At 37.3% G+C, this 22,433-nt stretch carries 22 protein-coding genes and 1 pseudogene; 17 read left to right on the forward strand and 6 right to left on the reverse strand.

Annotated elements, in window-relative coordinates; all coding sequences use genetic code 11:
* The first annotated feature begins 23 nt into the window (after positions 1 to 23).
* From JFT89_RS26015 to pheA, 4 genes are all read left to right on the forward strand, one after another.
* Complete coding sequence (locus tag JFT89_RS26015) at positions 24 to 800, forward strand: ABC transporter ATP-binding protein (RefSeq protein ID WP_002015381.1); 777 nt, start codon at positions 24 to 26, stop codon at positions 798 to 800.
* Positions 775 to 2,688: an ABC transporter permease gene (locus JFT89_RS26020; protein ID WP_033707208.1), complete on the forward strand. Its 1,914-nt coding sequence runs from the start codon at positions 775 to 777 to the stop codon at positions 2,686 to 2,688. Before JFT89_RS26015 ends, JFT89_RS26020 begins: the two co-directional genes overlap by 26 nt.
* Positions 2,689 to 2,737: 49 nt before the next feature.
* Complete coding sequence (locus tag JFT89_RS26025; protein ID WP_201040907.1) at positions 2,738 to 4,651, forward strand: ABC transporter permease; 1,914 nt, start codon at positions 2,738 to 2,740, stop codon at positions 4,649 to 4,651.
* 96 nt (positions 4,652 to 4,747) lie between these two features.
* On the forward strand, positions 4,748 to 5,599 hold the full coding sequence (gene pheA, locus JFT89_RS26030; protein ID WP_002067399.1) for a prephenate dehydratase: 852 nt from the start codon (positions 4,748 to 4,750) through the stop codon (positions 5,597 to 5,599).
* A gap of 102 nt (positions 5,600 to 5,701) precedes the next feature.
* Here the strand turns inward: pheA and JFT89_RS26035 are convergent, their stop codons facing one another.
* The 3 genes from JFT89_RS26035 to JFT89_RS26045 form a co-directional block, all read right to left on the reverse strand.
* Positions 5,702 to 6,349, reverse strand: coding sequence for an MOSC domain-containing protein (locus JFT89_RS26035; protein WP_002129246.1), 648 nt, complete (start codon positions 6,347 to 6,349; stop codon positions 5,702 to 5,704).
* Between the two features lie 86 nt (positions 6,350 to 6,435).
* A complete protein-coding gene (locus JFT89_RS26040; RefSeq protein ID WP_016096073.1) occupies positions 6,436 to 6,978 on the reverse strand; it encodes a transcription repressor NadR in 543 nt (180 codons plus the stop codon).
* The gene (locus JFT89_RS26045; RefSeq protein ID WP_201040908.1) at positions 6,978 to 8,120 is read right to left on the reverse strand and encodes an IscS subfamily cysteine desulfurase; all 1,143 of its coding nucleotides are present in this window, start codon (positions 8,118 to 8,120) and stop codon (positions 6,978 to 6,980) included. The genes JFT89_RS26040 and JFT89_RS26045 overlap by 1 nt, the downstream gene beginning before the upstream one ends.
* Before the next feature lie 153 nt (positions 8,121 to 8,273).
* On the opposite strand from JFT89_RS26045, the gene nadB reads away from it, so the two are divergent.
* The 6 genes and pseudogenes from nadB (at position 8,274) to JFT89_RS26070 (ending at position 14,959) form a co-directional block, all read left to right on the forward strand.
* Entirely contained in the window at positions 8,274 to 9,803 is a 1,530-nt protein-coding gene (nadB, locus tag JFT89_RS26050) for an L-aspartate oxidase (RefSeq protein ID WP_002067402.1), read from the forward strand.
* A gap of 19 nt (positions 9,804 to 9,822) precedes the next feature.
* Entirely contained in the window at positions 9,823 to 10,656 is an 834-nt protein-coding gene (gene nadC, locus JFT89_RS26055) for a carboxylating nicotinate-nucleotide diphosphorylase (protein WP_002067403.1), read from the forward strand.
* Positions 10,657 to 10,686: 30 nt separating this feature from the next.
* Positions 10,687 to 11,793, forward strand: coding sequence for a quinolinate synthase NadA (gene nadA / locus JFT89_RS26060; RefSeq protein ID WP_016092367.1), 1,107 nt, complete (start codon positions 10,687 to 10,689; stop codon positions 11,791 to 11,793).
* Between the two features lie 224 nt (positions 11,794 to 12,017).
* A pseudogene (gene safA / locus JFT89_RS30845) lies at positions 12,018 to 12,174 on the forward strand (SafA/ExsA family spore coat assembly protein); the annotation flags it as partial.
* A 56-nt stretch (positions 12,175 to 12,230) separates the two neighbouring features.
* Positions 12,231 to 14,132: a spore coat protein gene (locus tag JFT89_RS30930; RefSeq protein ID WP_483862151.1), complete on the forward strand. Its 1,902-nt coding sequence runs from the start codon at positions 12,231 to 12,233 to the stop codon at positions 14,130 to 14,132.
* A 179-nt stretch (positions 14,133 to 14,311) separates the two neighbouring features.
* Positions 14,312 to 14,959: a YhcN/YlaJ family sporulation lipoprotein gene (locus JFT89_RS26070; protein ID WP_002067201.1), complete on the forward strand. Its 648-nt coding sequence runs from the start codon at positions 14,312 to 14,314 to the stop codon at positions 14,957 to 14,959.
* Positions 14,960 to 14,991: 32 nt separating this feature from the next.
* Here the strand turns inward: JFT89_RS26070 and JFT89_RS26075 are convergent, their stop codons facing one another.
* On the reverse strand, positions 14,992 to 15,426 hold the full coding sequence (locus JFT89_RS26075; RefSeq protein ID WP_016096076.1) for a hypothetical protein: 435 nt from the start codon (positions 15,424 to 15,426) through the stop codon (positions 14,992 to 14,994).
* Positions 15,427 to 16,013: 587 nt separating this feature from the next.
* On the opposite strand from JFT89_RS26075, the gene JFT89_RS26080 reads away from it, so the two are divergent.
* Entirely contained in the window at positions 16,014 to 16,529 is a 516-nt protein-coding gene (locus JFT89_RS26080; protein WP_002067204.1) for a BofC C-terminal domain-containing protein, read from the forward strand.
* A gap of 11 nt (positions 16,530 to 16,540) precedes the next feature.
* Here JFT89_RS26080 and JFT89_RS26085 read toward each other — a convergent pair whose 3' ends face one another.
* Positions 16,541 to 17,485: an iron-hydroxamate ABC transporter substrate-binding protein gene (locus JFT89_RS26085; RefSeq protein ID WP_002067212.1), complete on the reverse strand. Its 945-nt coding sequence runs from the start codon at positions 17,483 to 17,485 to the stop codon at positions 16,541 to 16,543.
* A gap of 188 nt (positions 17,486 to 17,673) precedes the next feature.
* Between JFT89_RS26085 and ruvA the strand changes: the two genes are divergently transcribed.
* From ruvA to yajC, 6 genes are read left to right on the forward strand one after another with little or no spacing between them, the layout of a single operon-like run.
* Positions 17,674 to 18,291 (forward strand): Holliday junction DNA helicase RuvA, encoded by a 618-nt coding sequence (gene ruvA, locus JFT89_RS26090; RefSeq protein WP_016096077.1) that lies wholly within the window; start codon positions 17,674 to 17,676, stop codon positions 18,289 to 18,291.
* Between the two features lie 5 nt (positions 18,292 to 18,296).
* Positions 18,297 to 19,298 (forward strand): Holliday junction branch migration DNA helicase RuvB, encoded by a 1,002-nt coding sequence (gene ruvB / locus JFT89_RS26095; protein WP_000344470.1) that lies wholly within the window; start codon positions 18,297 to 18,299, stop codon positions 19,296 to 19,298.
* The gene (locus JFT89_RS26100; protein ID WP_000138161.1) at positions 19,295 to 19,495 is read left to right on the forward strand and encodes a DUF2905 domain-containing protein; all 201 of its coding nucleotides are present in this window, start codon (positions 19,295 to 19,297) and stop codon (positions 19,493 to 19,495) included. The genes ruvB and JFT89_RS26100 overlap by 4 nt, the downstream gene beginning before the upstream one ends.
* Before the next feature lie 19 nt (positions 19,496 to 19,514).
* Positions 19,515 to 20,567: a tRNA preQ1(34) S-adenosylmethionine ribosyltransferase-isomerase QueA gene (queA, locus tag JFT89_RS26105; RefSeq protein ID WP_002088783.1), complete on the forward strand. Its 1,053-nt coding sequence runs from the start codon at positions 19,515 to 19,517 to the stop codon at positions 20,565 to 20,567.
* A gap of 12 nt (positions 20,568 to 20,579) precedes the next feature.
* A complete protein-coding gene (gene tgt / locus JFT89_RS26110; RefSeq protein WP_002015319.1) occupies positions 20,580 to 21,719 on the forward strand; it encodes a tRNA guanosine(34) transglycosylase Tgt in 1,140 nt (379 codons plus the stop codon).
* Positions 21,720 to 21,746: 27 nt separating this feature from the next.
* Positions 21,747 to 22,007 carry a preprotein translocase subunit YajC gene (yajC, locus tag JFT89_RS26115; RefSeq protein WP_002015317.1) on the forward strand — a complete coding sequence of 87 codons (261 nt, stop codon included), beginning with the start codon at positions 21,747 to 21,749 and terminating at the stop codon, positions 22,005 to 22,007.
* Between the two features lie 37 nt (positions 22,008 to 22,044).
* On the opposite strand, the gene JFT89_RS26120 is transcribed toward yajC, so the two are convergent.
* Positions 22,045 to 22,428 carry a TIGR04086 family membrane protein gene (locus JFT89_RS26120; RefSeq protein ID WP_002015315.1) on the reverse strand — a complete coding sequence of 128 codons (384 nt, stop codon included), beginning with the start codon at positions 22,426 to 22,428 and terminating at the stop codon, positions 22,045 to 22,047.
* Between the last annotated feature and the right edge of the window lie 5 nt (positions 22,429 to 22,433).

A 22,433-nucleotide genomic window follows, 5' to 3' on the forward strand; every position in this document is an offset into this window, starting at 1 on the left:
GAAAACACGTAGGGGGATTAGAAATGAGTGTTCTTGAAGTAAAAGGGTTAACAAAGGTGTACCAATCAAAAGGTTCAGTAGCGACGACTGCTTTAAATGATATAAATTTTAAAATTGAAGAAGGTGAGTTTGTAGGGATTATGGGGCCTTCAGGAAGCGGAAAAACAACGCTTTTAAATTTATTAGCAACAATTGATAAGCAAACTTCAGGTCATGTGCTTGTAAATGGTGAAGAAATTAATCAAATGCGTGCTGCAAAATTGGCGGAATTTCGCCGTACACATTTAGGATTCATTTTCCAAGATTTCAACTTACTTGATACATTATCGATTAAAGAAAATATTATTTTGCCGCTTGTAATGGCGAAGAAATCTGTAAAAGAAATTGATGCGAAAGTACTTGAAATTGCGAGGTTTTTAAACATCGAAGAAATTTTAAATAAAAAAGTATACGAGGTATCAGGTGGACAACAACAACGTGCAGCAGCTGCAAGGGCGATTATTCATGAACCAACATTAATTTTAGCGGATGAGCCAACAGGCAACTTAGATTCTAAGTCAGCGAAATCATTAATGGGAGCACTTCAAGATTTGCATGAGCAAAAGAAAGTAACGATTGCAATGGTAACACATGATCCAGTAGCCGCTAGTTATTGCGAACGTATCCTTTTCATACGTGATGGAGAGATTTTTTCAGAAATACATAAAGGAAGAACGAAGCAAGCCTTTTTCCAAGAAATTTTAGACGTACTTGCGATGCTAGGAGGAGAATATCATGAACTTTCGCCAGCTCGCGCTTAATAACGTAAAAGGAAATTGGCGTAATTATAAAGCGTTTCTTATTAGTAGTTGTTTATCGATTGTCGTATTTTTCATGTATGCTTCCTTCATTTATCATCCAGATGTCGTAAGCGGTAATATTAGTATGAAGACGATGATTACAAAAGGGTTAGAATCGATGAATTATATTGTAGTCATCTTCTCAGCACTCTTTATTTTATATGCGAATTCAACGTTTTTACGAGCAAGAAAAAAAGAATTTGGCTTATTAACGTTAATAGGTGGAACGAAGTCTCAACTTGGCCGAATGATTATATTAGAGCAACTGATGTTAGGGAGTATTGCCATTGTAGTAGGTATTGGGATTGGAATGCTTTGTTCAAAACTTTTCTTCCAAGCACTCAGTGTCTTACTAAAAATTGATAAAACACTGCCGCTTGTGTGGAATGGAAAAGTAGTTCTTATTACAGTTGGTATATACTTTGTCCTCTTTTTAATACTATCATTGTTTAGTGTTTGGACAGTAGGCCGCTTGCAAATTATTGATTTATTAAGAGAGGCAAGAAAACAAAAAGTAGAACCTTTTGCATTTACATGGTTAGGGGTAGTTGGTATAGGCTGTATTATTGCTGCATATGTGCTTAGCTTCCAAGTGACATTTATGAATTTTATAATGCTGTTTTTACCGATTGTAGGGCTGACAATAGGCGGAACGTATTTACTGTTTACGCAAGGTAGTACAGTCGTATTAAAAGCACTGCAAAAAAGAAAACAATCTTTTTATACGTATCCAAATATGTTCGTATTTAGCAATCTTATTTACAAAATGAAAGATAATGCTCGTTTTCTATTTGTAATTTCTATCATTACGGCGGTTGTTTCTTCAGCAGTTGGTACACTGTACGTGTTCTTTGAGGATATGAGTTATAAAACAGTGGCTAGTGCTCCGCATGCTATTTCGTATGAAGAAAAGGGGGTAAATACGCATAACATCATCAGTGAAGGGAAAGCACAAGAACTAATAAAAAAACACGGATTTGAAGAAGCGCGAAAAGTAACGTATGTAAAACTTCCTGCAACTCAAAAGGTAACGATGTTTAACGGTGAACATGAGATGCCGTTAGGGATTATCTCTGAAAAGGAATATAATAAAGAAGCGCGTAAACAGAACGTGCCAGAAGTGCAAAATAAGCCGGGAAGTGCAACGATGGTTGTAGTTGATATGATGAATGATATTGTCAAGCCGGATCTTACGAAGCCATTTGAATTTAAATTGAACGGACAAAAACAGTCTATTAAGCTAAATGATCCAGTATCAAAGTCTGTTTTTAATGATGATGGCTATTTGATTGTGAATGATGAGGATTTTGTGAAATATTCACAGCTCGTAGCAGATGAAGAAAAGACAAAATATTATGGATATTATATTGAAGATTGGAAAGGAACAGAAAATCTTGTACTAGACTTAAAGAAAGAAATTGCACAAGAACAACAACAGAATTTCCACAATTCTATCCTTACGTATAAAGCGATAAAGGAGCAAGGAGCAATTACAATGTTCATCGGCTTCTTCGTAGCAGTACTGTTCTTCTTCTTTGCGTGTAGCATGACATACTTTAAATGGTTTAATGATAAAGAACAAGATCGTATTCAATTTAAGTCATTAAAAAGAATTGGTATGACAGATAAGGAAATTCGTAAAATTGCAATTCGTCAAATGGGCGTTATCTTCTTTATCCCAATCTTAATCGGTACAATTCATAGTGGATTTGCTCTTCATACGTTAGGGAAAATGCTTTATATCGATTTATGGAAATCAGGTGCGATTGTAATTGGAGCATATATTTTAGCTTCTGCCATTTACTTTATGATCGCGCAAAGAGGATATTTAAAACACGTAAAAAGCTAGGGAAACCTCTAGCTTTTTACGTGTGTAGTAAGTTACAGGAGGACGATAGATGAACATTCAGCAACTGGCGCTGCAAAATATAAAGGGGAATTGGCGTAATTATAAAGTGTTTTTCTTAAGTAGTTGTTTTGCGATATTTGCTTCTTTTGCATACATGTCTGTCATTGTACATCCGTATATGCAAGAGACGATGTGGTATCAAAATGTACGCTGGGGACTTATCATATGTAACGTTATAATTATTTCTTTTTTCGTCATATTTATTTTGTATTCTACTTCTATTTTTATAGAAGCACGTAAGAAAGAATTAGGATTATATATGTTAATGGGAGCGACGAAGTCTAACGTAATAGGGGTGATTATGACCGAGCAAATATTGATCGGGATTTTCGCAAATATTTTCGGTATCGGGCTTGGTATGATCTTTTTAAAACTCTTTTTTATGGTGTTTAGCATGTTACTTCGCCTTCCGAAAGAACTTCCTGTTATATTTGACATGAGAGCGATTGGTGTAACGTTTGTTACATATATGGTCGTCTTTATTGTCTTATCTTTTATAAGTGCTTTACGTATATGGAATATAAAAATCATCCGGTTATTGAAAGAATTTCGAACAGATAAACGGGAGAGGAAAACATCAAAGTGGCTTTGTTTATTCGGTTTTGCTTGTTTAGTGGGTGGATATGCGTTAGCACTACAAGTGACGATGCAAACGATAGCATTATACTTTTTCCCTGTGTCTATACTTATCTTTTTTGGAACGTATTTTTCTTTTACACATGGTGTTAGCCAATTGTTAGAAGTGATAAAACGAAATAAAAAGATTATGTATACATATCCGTATTTATTTATAGTGAATCAATTGTCACATCGAATGAAGGAAAATAGTCGCTTTTTCTTTCTGTTGTCTATGGCAACAACGTTTGTCGTTACGGCGACAGGTATGGTGTTCTTATATTTTTCTAGCATGCAAGATATGTGGCGTGGCGGAGGAGTACACTCGTTTTCGTACATAGAAAAAGGTACTTCTACTCATGAAGTTTTTGAGGAAGGTGCGGTTGAAAAATTACTGCATCAATATGGATATGATGATTTTCAATCTATGAGTTTTGTTGGAGTGTATGCATCTTTTCAGTCTAATAAGGGAGAAATAGAAGTGGCACCGCTTATAAGGGAAAGTGAATACAATCAAGAGGCAAGAAAACAAAAACAAAAAATGTATCATCCTAAAAAAGGAACAGTTACACTTGTCTATTATAATAAACGCAATTATCCAAATGTATATAATCGAAAAGAGATTCAATTGCAAGTAATGAATCAAGCGTATCCATTCGCATTTAACGGTCAGAAAGAAGGGGTACAATTTAACCATCACCCTTCATACATTAATGGTCTGTTTTTTGTCATGAATGATGAAGATTTTAACAGTATAGCAAATACAATTCCAGATTCTGAAAAAATGATATATAGAGGTTATACATTACCAAATATCGAGAATACGAAGGGATTAAACGAAGATTTACGGAAACATATGAAACAAAATATAAATGATGCGTTTCGAAGTAATATGGAGTTATATGTGAATATGAAAGAAGGCGGCGACATTACTCTATTTGTAGGCTCATTCATTAGTATATTATTCTTTCTCACTTCATGTAGTATCGTATATTTTAAATGGTTTCATAATATTGCATCGGATCGAAAGCAGTACGGAGCACTATCTAAACTTGGAATGACGAAGGAAGAAGTATGGAAAATTTCTCGTTGGCAATTATGTATGTTATTTTTTGCGCCTATTATAGTAGGAAGTATGCATAGTGCAGTTGCGTTATATACGTTTCATAATACTTTCTTTATGGACGGTTCATTAAGAAAAGTGGGCTTGTTCATTCTGTTTTATATTTCTGCATGTATCATCTATTTCTTCTTCGCTCAAAGAGAATATAGAAAACATATAGACTAGTGAAGACTAGTCTTTTTTTAATATTCGAAATTTACATAGAAGAATATTAAAAATTATGGTATAACAGTAAGAAAACGAAAAAGAGGGGAAAAGACGATGATTCGAGTAGGATATTTAGGACCAGAGGCAACATTTACAAATATGGCGGTGAGTCGTTTTTTTCCGGAAGCAGAGCATGTGCCGTACCGAACGATTCCAGATTGTATTGATGCAGCCGCAAATGAAAACGTAGATTTCGCAGTTGTGCCGTTAGAGAACGCCATAGAAGGTTCAGTTAATATAACGGTTGATTATCTCGTACATGAGCAGCCACTTTCCATTGTAGGAGAAATTACAGTGCCAATTCAGCAACATTTACTCGTACACCCGCAGTACGAAGGAGTGTGGAAAGAAGTATACGCTGTACATTCTCATCCGCATGCCATTGCACAGTGCCATAAATTTTTAAATGAGGAATTAAAAGGCGTAACAGTTCGAGATATGACATCAACAAGCGCTGCTGCGCAATATGTGAAAGAACATCCTGAAGAAAAAGTTGCCGCCATTGCAAATGAAGCAGCGGCAGAAAAATACGGATTAACAATTGTAAGGCGTGATATTCATACGCATAAAAACAATCATACACGTTTCCTTGTTCTCCATAAGAAAAAGAAAGCAGTACTCCCAAATAACGGAGAAAACCGAGGAGAGAAAACGACGCTTATGATAACGTTACCTGCTGATTACGCAGGGGCACTATATCAAGTGTTATCAGCTTTCGCATGGAGAAAATTAAACTTATCCAAAATTGAATCGCGCCCGATGAAAACAGGCCTTGGAAATTACTTTTTCTTAATCGACGTCGACAAAGCATACGATGATGTATTATTGCCAGGCGTAACAATGGAACTTGAAGCACTCGGGTTTTCTGTTACTGTGCTGGGGAGTTATTCTTCTTATTGGTTGTAAGGGGAGTGTTTGTCGTATTTTGTAGTTAAGTCGATATAATTTCGGTCGCTAGTATACCGTATGATAGATAAATAGAGTCCCACCTATAAAAGGTGGGATTTATTATTTTAACTTCGAAAGACGATCCTCTAACTGACCACGCCAAATCTCGGCTAGTTCTTGTACAGCAAGAACCTTCTCAATGCCATCTTTATCTTTCCTATTATGAAAATAAATTTCGTTAGAGAACAAAACAGATACATTGTTTGATGGACGCTCTAGTAATGTAATTTTAGAATCTTTACGCACAGTACCTTCTTGAAGAACGCGGCATAAGTAGCCAGTATATCCAGTTGCTACAATGCGTGGTAAAATGCCAGGAATACCGACACGTTTTGAAATTGTGCTACAAGGTACGCGAGCTTGTGTTACTTGAATGATTGCTTCGCCTAGTTGATATGTATCTCCGATGCAAACATCACGCTCTAACATATTTGTTACGGTAATGTTTTCGCCAAATGTGGAAGCTGGAAGTGTAGTTTGAAATTCCTCTTCCCATAGTGCGTAATGCTCGTGTGGGTACACACAAACTGCGCGATCAGGTCCCCCGTGGTGTTTTAAATCCGCTACATCATCACCACGGAATCCGTCTTTTGAGAGGAAGGCCTCTTCTGTAGGATCTTTACATATACCTGTTATCATTTCTTTATCTTCGCCATATTTCATTTGTTTCGGTTTACCGGTGCTAAAGTGAACGAGTTCAATTCCCATATTTGACCTCCTTTACAATTGATTACAATATTATATCATTTACAAAATAAAAGCACAGAGAATGATAAAAAACTCTGTGCTTTACATTAATAAACGAGAAATCCAGCGCGGTCTAGTGCCTCACAGGCAGCATCTAATTTCTCTTTAGAATCTGCTTCGATTGTATGTAAGTGAATACCATCTGTTAGTTGCGAAAGATAGGAAGCGTTTGTGTTTTCGATTTTTTGTAAATATTGCTCTACATCGAAGCGATTACTTACCATAATCGATGCTGTTAAGTCGCCGTATACAGGATGCTCAACTTTTACGTCTTTAATTGTAACGCCGTGGTCAACTAACATAGTAAGTTCTTGACGTACTTCTGCCGGTTTATGTTGGCATACGATTACGCGTTCAAAAGCTTGTTGTCTTGTTTGTGGCTTTAAATATAAATACCCTTGTGCAGTCGCAATAATTGGTTCATTTCGTGCTTTTAGTAAGGAAATGTCTTGCACGATAACTTGCCTACTTACGTTTGTCTTTTTAGATAGTTCATTCCCTGATAACGGTTCATTTGCAGCAAGAAGCCACTGGAGGATGAGTTGTCGTCTTTCTTCGCCTAAAATCTTTTTTTGATCATTTTGTTTCATTATGATTTAACACCTCTATAAAATTGATTTCCAATTGTGTGTAGTGCATGAATAGTTGTATCAATTTGTTCTTTCGTTGTGTGATGTCCGAAAGAAAAGCGGACATATTGTTTTGCCTCTTCATACGTTTTTCCAATTGCAAGCATTGTTTTTGAAGGGTCTTGTTTACCGACTTGGCAAGCACTTCCAGTTGAAATGGCTATACCATGACGGTTACATTCTAACATTGTATACTGACCTTCTATTCCTTTTATTGTAACCCCAATAATATGTGGTAAACAAGAAGTAGAATGTCCTTTCACTTCAATTTCTAGAGGAAGTGTTTGTAATTGCTCTAAAAAATAAGATCGTAATTGTTTAAAACGAAAGCTCTCTTCCTTTTGATTCTTTAATATATGCTCTGCGGCTGTTAAAAAAGCAGCGATTCCAGGAACGTTCACTGTACCAGGGCGAAAGCCTTTTTCATGAGAAGTTCCCGGAAATACTTGTTCCCAGCGAACTTGCGGATTTATATAACAAGCTCCAACTCCTTTTGGTCCGTATATTTTATGGGCTGAAACAGAGAGACTATCAATCTCCATCGCTTTAACGTCTATTGGAAGTTTACCAAACGTTTGAACACAATCCGAATGAAATAAAACATTATATTTTTTTAAAAGTGCTCCGATCTCTGCAATGTTTTGAACGGTCCCGATTTCAGGGTTTCCGTGCTGTATACTTGCTAGAGCAGTATCTTCTGTAATAGCTGCTTCTAAATCTACTAAATGAATTATCCCACTTTTATCAACAGGAATCTCAGTAATAGTATAACCTTGCGATTGTAAGGATTGAAAATAACTTCGAATCGATGCGTGTTCCATAGGTGTCGTAATAATGTGCTTCCCATTTCTGGCATTTAGAAGGGATTGAATCGCAAGGTAGTTAGATTCTGAACCGCCGCTTGTAAAGAATACACCTTGTTCCTTACCTCCAATCATTTCTGCAAATGTTTCTCTACAAACTTGTAATAAAGATGATGCACTTCCGCCGATATCGTGTAAACTTTGTTCATTTCCGAAATATGTTTTTGCCGCTGCTATATATGTTTCTAAAGCTTCTTCGCTCATAGGTGTTGTCGCTGCATAATCTAGATATATCATCATGTGATTTCCTCTCTTCAGTAAGAGTGACATTTGTTTTCGTTTTTAGAATGGTAGTGAAAATAAGAATTGTAAAAAAACTCTTGTCATTATTTTAAAACTATGTAAATATAGGTGTCAAGACAGTTGAAAAGTGTAAAGTAGGAGGCAACAATTATGCCAAGTGCAGATGTCTTGATTATCGGAAGCGGCGTTGCAGCGCTTCGTGTTGCGAAAGAGCTTTGTCACGAAAAGAATGTGATAATTATCACAAAAAAAACAGGACGTAATAATAATACACATTTAGCTCAAGGAGGAATTGCAGCAGCAGTTGCTACATATGACGATCCGAGTGGGCATTTTGAAGATACATTAGTGGCAGGTTGCCATTATAACAACGAAGAAGCAGTTCGTTATTTAGTTGAAGAGGGACCGAAAGAAATAAGTAAGCTTATTACGAATGGAATGAAATTTGATGGGGATGAAAAAGGGATCCACCTTGGTAAAGAAGGGGCGCATCGAAAACGGCGCATTTTACATGCCGGAGGAGATGCAACTGGTAAAAATCTATTAGAGCATTTAATACAAGAAGTAGTTCCGAACGTTACTGTCGTTGAGCATGAAATGGTGCTCGATTTTATTATAGAAAATAATAAATGCATAGGAGCTTTAACGCGAAATAGTGAAGGGAAGCTGAAGCGTTACTATGCTGATAATACGGTGTTAGCATCAGGAGGGATAGGTGGTTTGTACGCCTTTACATCGAATGATGAGACAATTACAGGCGATGGACTTGCGATGATATATCGAGCTGGGGGGGAACTTGTTGATTTAGAATTTGTACAATTTCATCCGACGATGTTATACGTGGACGGGCGATGTTGTGGTCTCGTTTCTGAAGCAGTCCGTGGTGAAGGAGCTGTCCTTATAAATGGAAAAGGACAGCGTTTTATGATGGATATACATCCCGGGAAAGATCTCGCACCGCGTGATGTAGTGGCAAGGGCTATTCATGAACAACTTCTTGCAGGTGAAAAAGTGTACTTAAACATCGAAACCATTCAAAACTTTGAACAACGTTTTCCGACCGTCTCATCATTATGTAAAAAGAATGGTATTGATTTAAAAGAAAATTCTATTCCGGTCGTACCGGGCGCTCATTTTCATATGGGCGGCGTGAAGACGAATTGTGACGGAGAGACGTCCATTTCAAACTTATATGCGGTCGGTGAAGTGGCTTGTAATGGAGTTCATGGTGCGAATAGATTGGCGAGTAATTCATTATTAGAAGGTCTTGTGTTTGGAAGACGAATAGGAAAACACATTTTAGCTAAGCCAGCAGAGGAAAGAAAAAATGTGCCGGAAGAGAGAGGGAAAAGTTTTATAGCTCTTAATGATTTACCGTTGAAAGAAGAAATACAAGAATGCATGATGAAATATGTTGGGATTGTGCGAACTGAGAAAAATTTATCATATGCTCAGAGATGGTTTAGTAGGTACGGTGTGCGAAATATGATCTTGCAATATGATGCACTTACAAATGAAGAGATAACGCTTATTAATATGTTAACAGTTTGTGAGCTTATAACAGTATCAGCTTTGCAAAGAGAAGACAGTATTGGTGGTCATTATCGCATTGATTATCCAGAAAGAAATAGCGTGAAAAAAGAGATTATCCGAGTGAGAAGAAAACTACAACTTGTTTAATAAGGGGAAGAGGGGTTTTATGAATACGTTAAAAGTTAAGGAAGCATTAAATCGATTTTTTCTAGAAGATATAGGAGAAAGAGATGTAACATCTCAGCTTATCTTTCCCGATAATGCACTTGCGAAAGGAACGTTTCTTGTAAAGGATACAGGAGTATTTGCAGGGTGCTTAGTAATTGAAGAAGGATTTAAATTAATTGATCAGAGAATTGAAGTTGAACTTCATAAAAAAGATGGGGATCTTGTAGAAAAAGGCGAAATAATTGCAACCGTGCAAGGCCCAATCGCATCATTATTAACGGCAGAGCGCGTTATATTAAACGTTATTCAGCGTATGAGCGGGATAGCGACGATGACACGTAAGGCGGTTTTTGCTTTAGATAGCAGTCATACACGCATTTGTGATACGAGAAAAACGATGCCAGGACTACGTATGTTTGATAAATATGCTGTAGTATGCGGGGGCGGGTTTAACCACAGATTCGGTTTATATGATGGTGTCATGATTAAAGACAATCATATTGCTTTTGCTGGCTCGATTACAAAAGCTGTTACATCGGTGAAAGAAAGATTGGGACATATGGTGAAAGTAGAAGTCGAAACAGAGACAGAGGCGCAAGTGAGAGAAGCGATAGAGGCCGGCGCAGATGTTATTATGTTCGATAATCGTACGCCAGAAGAGATTCGTGAGTTTTCAAAAATTGTACCAAGTGCCATCGTTACGGAGGCTTCAGGTGGTATTACAATTGAAGATTTATCAAAATACGGAAAAACAGGGGTAGATTATATTTCACTTGGAGCGTTAACACATTCAGTGAAAGCACTTGATATTAGTTTTAATATTGAGGCCTAATGAGAGTGGTTTAGAGGGGGAGAATCATAAATGGGTATTTTAGAGAAAGTTCAGCCAATCGAAGTAATGTTACCAGAGCGTTATCAAATGATGTCTACATTAGAGATGGAAGAGCGTGTTCGCGAAATTAAAGAAAAAATGGGTGAATTGCTATTTATTCCAGGACATCATTATCAAAAAGATGAAGTGGTGCAATTTTCAGATGCAGCAGGGGACTCACTGCAACTCGCGCAAGTTGCAGCGAATAATAAAGAGGCAAAATATATTGTGTTTTGTGGTGTGCACTTTATGGCAGAAACGGCAGATATGTTAACGACAGATGATCAAATTGTCATCTTACCAGATATGCGTGCCGGCTGTTCTATGGCAGATATGGCAGATATTGAACAAACAGAAAGAGCGTGGAAAGAGCTCGCGAAATTATTTGGGGATACGATGATCCCATTAACGTATGTAAATTCAACAGCTGCGATCAAAGCGTTTTGTGGTCGTAATGGAGGGGCAACAGTAACCTCTTCTAATGCAAAACAAATGGTGTCTTGGGCGTTTACACAAAAAGAGCGTCTCGTCTTTTTACCAGACCAACATTTAGGAAGAAATACAGCGTATGATTTAGGTATTCCGTTAGAAAAAATGGCAGTGTGGAACCCGCATACAGATTCATTAGAGTACGATGGAGATATAGAAGAAATTCAAGTGATTTTATGGAAAGGCCATTGTTCTGTTCATCAAAACTTCACTGTGAAAAATATTGAAAATGTGCGGGAAAATCATCCGGATATGAATATTATTGTTCACCCTGAATGTTGTTATGAAGTGGTTGCTGCTTCTGATTATGCAGGATCAACGAAATATATTATTGATATGATTGAAGCAGCTCCGGCGGGAAGTAAGTGGGCGATTGGTACAGAGATGAATTTAGTGAACCGAATTATTCAGCAACATCCAGATAAAGAAATTATTTCGCTAAATCCGTTTATGTGTCCTTGCTTAACGATGAACCGAATTGACTTACCTCACCTGTTATGGGCACTTGAGAACATAGAAAGAGGAGAACAAATTAACGTTATTCGTGTAGAGAAACAAGTAACAGAAGAGGCAGTTCTTGCATTAAATCGTATGTTAGAGCGCGTTTAAAGCAGCGGGATTTCCGTTGCTTTTTTTTGTACATATAATCATAACAAGGATGAAATAGGCATACATTGTGTTGAGGAAATCATTGCGGTTTTTCTATGCTTATTCCACTTCGAATCATATTGAAAATAGAAGAAGTGATAAAAGTAAAAGAAGTTAATGTTGTTTAGAAAGTGTTACTTCAAAGTGTTTTTACTTATAGATAAGTTATACAGGAGGGGGAAAATTTGAAAATTCATATCGTGCAAAAAGGAGAGACCCTTTGGAAAATTGCAAAAAAGTACGGAGTGGATTTTGAAACGCTAAAAAAAACAAATACACAGCTTAGCAATCCAGACCTAATTATGCCAGGGATGAAAATTAAAGTGCCATCGCATAGCGTTCATGTGAAACAACAAACTGGATCGGGTTCAGCGCCCCCGAAACAATATGTAAAAGAGGTGCAGCAAAAAGAGTTTGCATCAACACCAACGCCACTTGCAATAGAAGATGAAGATGAGATCACGTATCAATCAACACCTATTACACAACAACCAGCTATGCAACAAACGCAAAAAGAAATGCAGATAAAACCGCAAAAAGAAATGCAGATAAAACCGCAAAAAGAAATACAGGTGAAGCCGCAAAAGGAAGTGCAAGTGAAGCCACAAAAAGAAGTGCAAAAAGAAATTCCGATTCAAAAAGAGAAGCCAGTTGAAAAGCCGCCTGTCATTCAAAAACCACCTGTTGTAGAGAAAGTAGAAAAACTAAAACCTACTACAAAAGAAAATACTAAATTTTCTATCAATGTATTACCGCAGCCGCCGCAACCACCAATTAAAGCGAAAAAAGAATATAAAATTTCAGACGTAATAAAAAAGGGAAGCGAGTTAATTGCTCCTCAAATTAATAAAATGAAACCTAACAATGTCATTTCTCCGCAAACGAAAAAAGACAATATAGGAAACATAGTGTCACCGCAAGTGAAAAAAGACAATATAGGGAATATAGTGTCACCGCAAGTGAAGAAAGAGAATGTAGGGAATATAGTCTCACCGCAAGTGAAAAAAGAAAATGTAGGGAATATAGTGTCGCCGCAAGTGAAGAAAGAGAATGTAGGGAATATAGTGTCGCCGCAAGTGAAGAAAGAAAATGTAGGGAATATAGTGTCGCCGCAAGTGAAAAAAGAAAATGTAGGGAATATAGTGTCGCCGCAAGTGAAAAAAGAAAATGTAGGAAGCATAGTCTCGCCACAAGTGAAGAAAGAAAATATAGGAAGCATAGTCTCACCAAACGTATCAAAAGAAAGTGTTATTATCCCGCAAGTAATACCGCCTAATATTCAAGTGCCGAATATAATGCCAATAATGGATAACAATCAACCACCAAATATAATGCCAATAATGGATAACAATCAAATGCCAAATATGATGCCAATAATGGATAACAATCAAATGCCAAATATAATGCCGATAATGGATAACAACCAAATGCCAAATATGATGCCAATAATGGATAACAACCAAATGCCAAATATGATGCCAATAATGGATAATAACCAAATGCCAAATATAATGCCGATAATGGATAACAACCAAATGCCAAATATAATGCCGATAATGGATAACAACCAAATGCCAAACATGATGCCGATAATGGATAACAACCAAATGCCAAACATGATGCCGATAATGGATAACAACCAAATATCAAATATGATGCCGATAATGGATAACAACCAAATGCCAAATATGATGCCGATAATGGATAACAACCAAATGCCAAATATGATGCCGATAATGGATAACAACCAAATGCCAAATATGATGCCGATAATGGATAACAACCAAATGCCAAACATGATGCCGATAATGGATAACAATCAAATGCCGAACATGATGCCAATAATGGATAACAATCAAATGCCGAACATGATGCCAATAATGGATAACAATCAAATGCCAAACATGATGCCAATAATGGATAACAATCAAATGCCAAACATGATGCCATATCAACAGCCAATGATGCCGCCATATCCGCAGTATCAGCAACAAAATCCATACAATCAAATGCCGTATCAACAAATGGCACCGCAATATACTTCTATGCCAAATCCAAATATGATGCCAATGGATAATAATATGCCACCACTCGTACAAGGGGAAGAAGATTGTGGATGCGGAGGAGAGAGTAGGTTATATAGTCCGCAACCGGGTGGACCACAATACGCCAATCCTTTATATTATCAACCGACTCAGCCAGCATATGCACCGCAGCCAGGAACGATGTATTATCAGCCGGACCCACCAAATGTATTTGGTGAACCAGTTTCAGAAGAAGAGGATGAAGAGGAAGTTTAAAAAAGGTGGGGTTATTCCCACCTTTTTTGTATTCATGATAGTCAGGAATATGGTGAATTTACATTAAGTGCTAGAAAATTCCTAGTGAAATATTAACAGTGTAAAAACCCTCTCTGTTACTCATCATAAGGGGGAGCTTTTCGAAAGAGAAGTTCATTCTAACAGAGGGGGTTTTTGTATTGAATACGAAAGTAAAAGTTATTGCTGCTTCTTTGTTAGTTACCAGTGCATTAGCTGCATGTGGTACACCGAAAGATAATAATGCGATGGATGGACGTAACCACAATTACGAGCGTACATCTTATAATGATACACACCAGTATCGTGATAATGTAGCGCGTAACGATCGTTCTACAGATTATGTAACATATAGAAACGGTCGTAACGATACAGGATATAATAATTATTACCGTGATGTAAATTACAATGGGCAAATTGCTAATCCACATCCAACTCGTAATATTACAATGAACAATTCATACATTAACAATGATGGTAAAACTGCGGAGAAAATTACGAATCGTGTGAAACGTATGAATAACGTAGACCGAGTTTCTACAGTTGTATATGGAAACGATGTAGCGATTGCGGTAAAACCGCGTAATACAGCGACGAATGAAACAGCGATGGCGAACGAAATTCGTCAAGCTGTTGTGAATGAGGTTGGAAATAGAAACGTATATGTTTCTGTAAGAAATGACATGTTTACTCGTGTCGATGCAATGAGTACGCGTTTACGTAACGGCACAGCTACAAACGATTTTAATCGTGACATAACAAATATGTTCCGAGACATTCGTTACGGTCTGACTGGTACTATGCGATAACAAAATAAAGAGGAAGGGCTAGCCCTTCCTCTTTATTCATCGTCGTCTTGTAAACGGCGTTTTTTTATAAAATAACTAACGGAGTAAGACGCTAAAAAGCATATGAAGAGAATACCACCTGTTAAAATAGCTTCAAATAGAGGTCTTTCTGGACTGAAAATGATATAAATAATAGCCATGATAATTCCTACAATAAGAGAGCGTAAAATAATTTTGTAATAAGGAGTTAACTTTATTTCATTTTCGCTTTCTTCTACATCGATAGAAACGCTTAACTGTAAATAACTGAGTACAATACTTGTAAGAATAAATAATAACCACAATGGAGATTTCGTAATTTGATCCATTCCTTCTGTGAATCCGATATAGCCTAAAATTCCGATTATACCAATTGATTGAAAAAGAAAGGCAATACGTATGTTTTTTAACGTTTGAAGTATGAGGCGTTCATCTTTAATTTTTTTCAAGGCATTCATCCCCTGTTTATATTTATAGTATTAATTGTAACGTATACATTACATTAATCAATTTATAATTTACATAAATTTCAATTGGTTGAAAGAGGAAGAAAAATATATTTAGAAATATATTGCGCTTCTACCTTGTTAATGTTATATTAGCAAAGCGATGAGCTAATTTACGTAAGTCGAGAGATATGCTTAAGTGCTAAACACGCGAATGTGGTCGCCTGGTCTTTCGCCGTAAACGCATCAGACGCCTGCTTTGCAGGCGTCTTTCATTTTATATAAAAGTAAATGATACATGCAGATAAGGATTAACCCTTATCTGCATTTTTTGTCCCGCATTAACGGGCAGTAAGACTCCCACCTCAAAATTCGGCGAATGCGAGGGAGTTAGGTGGGAGATTAACTGCCCGTAAAAGCCCGATTGGTTCAACTAATAATCAGTGGGGGGATGAACAAAACCCCCCACTGATTAAAGTTTCACTTTATTTTCCTTAGAAATTTAATGCTATTGTTTATATGGATAAAACCCCCATTTCCGGAAAAGCTACAAATGAAAGTATGATTTTGCCTAGAAGAGGTGAACGGAAATGAAATGGATGCTAATTGCAGTGCAAGCTTTCGTTGTGATGTTTTGCTTAGCTTATGGATCCGATGTGAGGGCAGAAATAACAGAAAAAGTACCTGAAGTTACAATTTTATTAGAGCGTATGTATGTTGATGGAGAAGTAAGCGAGGAAATACTGACAGAAAAAGTAGCGGATTTAGAAAAGTTTTTGCAGCAATATAAAGAATGGCAACTTGTTGATCGTGATGATGTGCAAATCGTATTACAAAGGAAAGTTGATGATATTTCTCCTTTACTGAAAACGAGCGGTTATTTTGGTGTTTCAGAGGAAGGGATATTGCAAATTTTTAAAGGGGTACCGAAAAGTGATAACGCGATCCATTCCTTCTTTCAAATTGATATGAAAAAGCTTGAGAGCTATGAGCGAGCAAAACTAAAGCGTGGTATTCGTATTAAGTCAAAAGAAGGATTCGTGAAGACAATCGAAAAAATGAAGCAATACGCAGTGCAAAATAAGAAAAAAAGCAGCTCAGGGTGAGCTGCTTTTTTTTATTTATTCTTAGCTAAAATCTCTTTTGCGATTTCATCAATTAGCATATCTTTTCCGATTGGATTGAATGCTTTCGTATTGAAGACTTCATTTGATACTTCATATACGTGATTGTTTTTTACTGCTTTATTATCTTTCCAAACCGCACTGTTTTTGTAGTCTTCGTACACTTTATCAGCTTCTCCGCCGAAGTTTACAATAAACATTTGATCAGGCTGGAATGCAACAAGACCTTCTAGTGATACTTGTGCCATCGTTTGTTTTAAATCTGTACCTTTTGTTGCTGGAAGTTTTAAGTCGTTAAAGATGATGTCACCATATCCGAAGCTACCGTATACACGGAAGTTTTGTGGTGTTACTGCAACGAACATAAAGTTCTCATCTTTTGTTTTCTCTTTAATTTTTTTAGATAAAGAGTCTGCTTTTTTATCGTAATCTGCAATCCATTTGTCTGCTTTCTTTTCTTCGTCAAATAGTTTACCTACTTCTTTAAACTTACCGCGCCAGTCTTCTAGATTTGTTTCCAGAACAACTGTCGGTGCCACTTTTTCTAGTTGATCATAAATTTTCAATTGACGATTGTTTAAAATAATTAAGTCTGGTTTTAGAGCTGTAACAGCCTCTAAATCAACTTTAGGTGCCCAATACCAGCCAACTGCTTTTACTCCGTCTAACTTTTCAGTTAAATGATTTTGGATTTTATCTTTATATGTGTTTGCTGTACCGACAGGTTTATGTCCAAGGATTAATAATTCCTCTGTTGATCCAGATAAATCAACAATTCTCTTTGGATTAGCTGGAATTGTTGCTTCCCCTTTAGCATGTTTTACAACTTTCGTTTTCGGTTGTTCTTTTGCTTTTGATTCTTCTTTTTGAGAAGAACAGCCAACGATAGAAAGAACAACTAGCATAATAGTAAATAAAATAAATAGCTTTTGTTTCATCCTGATGTAACCCCTTTAATTAGTATTGATAATCATTATCGACTTCTGTATATTAAGGGGCTTTATCCTTTCTGTCAATGGAAAATAACAGAAGTTTTAAACAGAGAACATTCGTTGGGGTATTCTCGCTTTTCTATCATTAAATATGTTAAAATGGAATACATGATTTAAGAGGGAGAGATCGTATTTTGTTTGAATATGTTACAGGCTACGTGGAGTATGTAGGACCGGAATATGTCGTAATTGACCATAATGGAATTGGTTATCAAATTTTTACACCAAATCCGTATGTATTTCAAAGAAGTAAGCAAGAAATCCGTGTCTATACATATCATTATGTGAGAGAAGATATTATGGCACTTTACGGTTTTAAAACACGTGAAGAGCGTTTATTATTTACAAAATTGTTAGGTGTATCGGGGATTGGACCAAAAGGTGCTCTTGCAATTTTAGCTTCTGGTCAAACCGGACAGGTCGTTCAAGCGATTGAACATGAAGATGAGAAGTTCTTAGTGAAGTTCCCAGGCGTCGGAAAGAAAACAGCGCGCCAAATGATTTTAGATTTAAAAGGAAAACTAGCAGATGTTGTACCAGATGCGTTTGTTGATTTGTTCTCAGATACTGAAAGTTTTGATGCGAAGAAAGGTTCATCAGTTGAACTTGATGAAGCACTGGAAGCACTGCGTGCACTTGGCTATGCAGAACGAGAAGTCTCTCGCGTTGTACCAGAGTTATTAAAAGAATCACTAACGACGGATCAATATATTAAAAAGGCACTTAGTCTTTTACTAAATGGTAAGAGGTGAGTATAATGGACGAACGTCTCCTTTCAGGGGAATCTGGATACGAAGATGCGGATTTAGAGTATTCATTACGGCCACAGACGCTCCGTCAGTACATTGGCCAAGATAAAGCGAAACATAATTTAGAAGTGTTTATTGAAGCGGCGAAAATGCGTGAAGAAACGTTAGATCACGTACTTTTATATGGCCCACCTGGACTTGGTAAAACGACGCTTGCGAATATTATTGCCAATGAAATGGGTGTTAACATTCGAACGACGTCAGGTCCCGCAATTGAAAGACCAGGAGATTTAGCGGCTGTATTAACAGCGCTTCAGCCAGGAGATGTATTATTTATTGATGAAATTCATCGTTTGCATAGATCTATTGAAGAAGTGCTATACCCAGCGATGGAAGACTTTTGCCTTGATATCGTTATTGGGAAAGGACCGTCAGCTCGCTCTGTACGTCTAGATTTACCTCCATTTACGCTAGTTGGGGCAACGACGCGTGCAGGTGCATTATCAGCACCACTTCGTGACCGTTTTGGTGTACTTTCACGATTAGAGTATTATACAGTAGATCAGCTTTCTGCGATTGTAGAACGTACAGCAGAAGTGTTTGAAGTTGAAATAGATTCGTTAGCAGCATTAGAAATTGCAAGACGTGCCCGTGGTACACCTCGTATTGCGAATCGTCTATTACGACGTGTACGTGACTTCGCACAAGTTCGCAGTGACGGAACGATTGCGATGGAAATTACACAAATGGCGTTAGAACTATTACAAGTAGATAAATTAGGACTTGATCATATCGACCATAAATTACTGCTTGGTATTATTGAAAAGTTCCGCGGTGGTCCAGTTGGATTAGAAACTGTTTCAGCAACGATTGGGGAAGAATCGCATACGATTGAAGATGTGTATGAACCGTATTTATTACAAATTGGCTTTTTACAAAGAACGCCAAGAGGCCGGATCGTAACACCGCTCGCATATGAGCATTTCGGAATGGAGATGCCAAAAGTATGACGGAGATGCCAAAGCTGCTTATTACAGCTGGTATTTTGCTCATTGTTGTTGGATTAGCTTGGAAGTTCATAGGAAGGCTTCCAGGCGATATTTTTGTGAAAAAAGGTAACGTTACCTTTTATTTTCCTATCATTACATGTATTGTGTTAAGTATTGCATTATCTTTCATTATGTATATAATAAATCGATTCAAATAAGAAATAGGTGGATACAGTTATGGATATTAATCTGTTTGATTTTCATTTACCAGAAGAACTCATTGCACAAATTCCGCTTGAAGAGCGTGAAACATCAAGATTGATGGTGTTAGACCGTGAAACAGGAGATATTGAGCATAAACATTTTACAGACATTCTTTCTTACTTACAAGAGGGGGATTGCTTAGTTTTAAATGAAACGAAAGTGATGCCAGCTCGCTTGCACGGTGTGAAAGAAGATACAGGTGCACACATTGAAGTGCTTCTTTTGAAACAAGAGGAAGGCGATAAGTGGGAAACGCTTATAAAGCCAGCGAAGCGTGTAAAAGAAGGAACTGTCATCTCTTTTGGTGAAGGAAAGTTAAAAGCAACTTGCATTGGAACAGCAGATCAAGGTGGGCGTCAACTTGAGTTTTCATATGACGGCATCTTTTATGAAATTTTAGACGAGCTTGGAGAAATGCCACTTCCTCCATATATTAAAGAGACGCTAGAAGATCGCGATCGTTATCAAACGGTATATGCGAAGGAAATCGGTTCAGCAGCAGCACCGACGGCTGGCCTTCACTTTACAGAAGAGTTACTAGAGAAATTGAAGCAAAAAGGCGTCGGGTTAGCATTCATTACACTCCATGTAGGACTTGGAACATTTAGACCAGTTTCTGCAGATACTATTGAAGAGCATCATATGCACGCAGAGTATTACCATATGTCTGAAGAGACTGCGGCGTTATTAAACCGCGTGAAAGAGAATGGCGGCCGTATTATTACAGTAGGTACGACATCAACTCGTACGTTAGAAACGATTGCAACAGATCATAGTGGTAAGCTTTGCGCAGCTTCTGGCTGGACAGATATTTTTATGTACCCAGGATATGAATTTAAAGCAATTGATGGTTTAATTACAAACTTCCATTTGCCGAAATCAACATTAATTATGCTTGTAAGTGCATTTTCAAATAGAGATAATGTACTTCATGCTTATAATGAAGCAGTAAAAGAAAAATATCGTTTCTTTAGTTTCGGTGATGCGATGTTCGTTGCATCTCACGCTAAAATGAGAAACAAATAAAAGGAGTAAATTATGACAGCAATTCGTTATGAATTTATTAAAACTTGTAAACAAACGGGTGCGCGTTTAGGTCGAGTGCACACGCCACACGGCTCATTTGATACACCGACATTTATGCCAGTTGGTACACTTGCAACAGTTAAAACAATGTCACCAGAAGAATTAAAAGCAATGGATTCTGGCATTATTTTAAGCAATACGTATCATTTATGGCTACGTCCAGGCCACGAAATTATTCGTGAAGCAGGTGGCTTGCATAAGTTTATGAACTGGGATCGTGCAATCTTAACGGATTCAGGTGGATTCCAAGTATTTAGCTTAAGTGATTTCCGACGCATTGAAGAGGAAGGCGTTCATTTCCGCAATCACTTAAATGGCGATAAATTATTCTTATCACCAGAAAAAGCGATGGAAATCCAAAATGCATTAGGTTCAGATATCATGATGGCATTTGATGAGTGTCCACCGTTCCCAGCTACTTTTGAATACATGAAAAAGTCTGTAGAGCGTACAAGCCGCTGGGCAGAGCGTTGTCTAAAGGCGCATGAACGTCCACAAGATCAAGGTTTATTCGGTATTGTGCAGGGCGGGGAGTTTGAAGAGCTTCGTCGTCAAAGTGCGAAAGATCTTGTTTCAATGGACTTCCCTGGCTATGCTATAGGCGGTCTATCTGTTGGTGAACCGAAGGATATTATGAATCGTGTTCTTGAGTTTACAACACCACTTCTTCCTGATGATAAACCACGTTACTTAATGGGTGTAGGTTCTCCTGACTCGTTAATTGATGGTGCGATTCGCGGTGTTGATATGTTTGACTGTGTACTTCCAACTCGTATCGCTCGAAATGGTACATGTATGACAAGTGAAGGCCGCTTAGTTGTGAAAAATGCGAAATTCGCTAGAGACTTCGGGCCGCTTGATCCGAACTGTGATTGCTACACATGTAAAAACTATTCTCGTGCGTACATTCGTCACTTAATGAAATGTGATGAAACGTTCGGAATTCGTTTAACGTCTTATCACAACCTTCATTTTCTGTTAAACTTAATGGAGCAGGTGAGACAAGCTATTCGTGAAGACCGTCTTGGCGATTTCCGCGAAGAGTTCTTTGAACAGTATGGCTTTAATAAACCGAATGCTAAAAACTTCTAATACATAATTTAAAAGGAGGAACACAAGATGAATGCAGGTATGATGAATATCGTTATGATTGTTGCGATGTTTGCGATTTTCTATTTCTTATTAATTCGCCCGCAACAAAAGCGTCAAAAAGCAGTTGCACAAATGCAAAATGAAATCAAAAAAGGTGATGCTATCGTAACAATCGGTGGTTTACACGCTACAATCGAATCAGTGGATGAAACAAAAATTGTTGTTAAATCTGGTGGTGCACACTTAACTTTCGATCGCAATGCGATTCGTGAAGTTGTGAAAAACTAATGATGAAGGCCCTGCATGAAATGTGCAGGGCCTTTTTTTAACTATTTTGTTTTGACATATTTACACCGAAAATACCTCCGAGTGTACTCGCACCCATTAATGCTAATTGGTAGAGTAACTGTGAGTTCGATAAAGTTTGAGAGAAGCCTAAATAGTTAACGAGAAAGACGAGAATAGCGAATGTAAGGCCTGTTGTGAAACCTACTAGCCATCCTTTTCCTTGTGCCTTTTTACCAGCAATAAATCCAGACATAAGCATAGATAGAAGGGCTATTATAAAAATAATAATTACTAATGTCCCTTCATTAATATTCGTAAATTTTAATAAAAGAGCCATGATCATACTTGTAATAGATGCGAGGATTAATAGGGTAATAATACCGAAGCCGATTGCGCTCGATAATTTTTTCGTTCCATCCATTATGC

Origin of the sequence: Bacillus sp. TH25, from assembly GCF_016650935.1 — a bacterium.
In the GTDB taxonomy this organism is placed as follows: Bacteria; Bacillota; Bacilli; order Bacillales; family Bacillaceae_G; genus Bacillus_A; species Bacillus_A mycoides.

What these genes read in the sequence shown, in the direction of transcription:
- JFT89_RS26015 (WP_002015381.1), top strand. Translation starts at nt 24, where the DNA reads ATGAGTGTTCTTGAAGTAAAAGGGTTAACAAAGGTGTACCAATCAAAA.
- JFT89_RS26085 (WP_002067212.1), bottom strand. Translation starts at nt 17,485, where the DNA reads ATGAAACAAAAGCTATTTATTTTATTTACTATTATGCTAGTTGTTCTT.
- JFT89_RS26035 (WP_002129246.1), bottom strand. Translation starts at nt 6,349, where the DNA reads ATGGGAATTGAACTCGTTCACTTTAGCACCGGTAAACCGAAACAAATG.
- JFT89_RS26080 (WP_002067204.1), top strand. Translation starts at nt 16,014, where the DNA reads ATGAAATGGATGCTAATTGCAGTGCAAGCTTTCGTTGTGATGTTTTGC.
- JFT89_RS26120 (WP_002015315.1), bottom strand. Translation starts at nt 22,428, where the DNA reads ATGGATGGAACGAAAAAATTATCGAGCGCAATCGGCTTCGGTATTATT.
- JFT89_RS26040 (WP_016096073.1), bottom strand. Translation starts at nt 6,978, where the DNA reads ATGAAACAAAATGATCAAAAAAAGATTTTAGGCGAAGAAAGACGACAA.
- JFT89_RS26025 (WP_201040907.1), top strand. Translation starts at nt 2,738, where the DNA reads ATGAACATTCAGCAACTGGCGCTGCAAAATATAAAGGGGAATTGGCGT.
- nadA (WP_016092367.1), top strand. Translation starts at nt 10,687, where the DNA reads ATGGGTATTTTAGAGAAAGTTCAGCCAATCGAAGTAATGTTACCAGAG.
- JFT89_RS26045 (WP_201040908.1), bottom strand. Translation starts at nt 8,120, where the DNA reads ATGATGATATATCTAGATTATGCAGCGACAACACCTATGAGCGAAGAA.
- JFT89_RS26020 (WP_033707208.1), top strand. Translation starts at nt 775, where the DNA reads ATGAACTTTCGCCAGCTCGCGCTTAATAACGTAAAAGGAAATTGGCGT.
- pheA (WP_002067399.1), top strand. Translation starts at nt 4,748, where the DNA reads ATGATTCGAGTAGGATATTTAGGACCAGAGGCAACATTTACAAATATG.
- ruvB (WP_000344470.1), top strand. Translation starts at nt 18,297, where the DNA reads ATGGACGAACGTCTCCTTTCAGGGGAATCTGGATACGAAGATGCGGAT.
- JFT89_RS26100 (WP_000138161.1), top strand. Translation starts at nt 19,295, where the DNA reads ATGACGGAGATGCCAAAGCTGCTTATTACAGCTGGTATTTTGCTCATT.
- queA (WP_002088783.1), top strand. Translation starts at nt 19,515, where the DNA reads ATGGATATTAATCTGTTTGATTTTCATTTACCAGAAGAACTCATTGCA.
- nadB (WP_002067402.1), top strand. Translation starts at nt 8,274, where the DNA reads ATGCCAAGTGCAGATGTCTTGATTATCGGAAGCGGCGTTGCAGCGCTT.
- nadC (WP_002067403.1), top strand. Translation starts at nt 9,823, where the DNA reads ATGAATACGTTAAAAGTTAAGGAAGCATTAAATCGATTTTTTCTAGAA.
- yajC (WP_002015317.1), top strand. Translation starts at nt 21,747, where the DNA reads ATGAATGCAGGTATGATGAATATCGTTATGATTGTTGCGATGTTTGCG.
- tgt (WP_002015319.1), top strand. Translation starts at nt 20,580, where the DNA reads ATGACAGCAATTCGTTATGAATTTATTAAAACTTGTAAACAAACGGGT.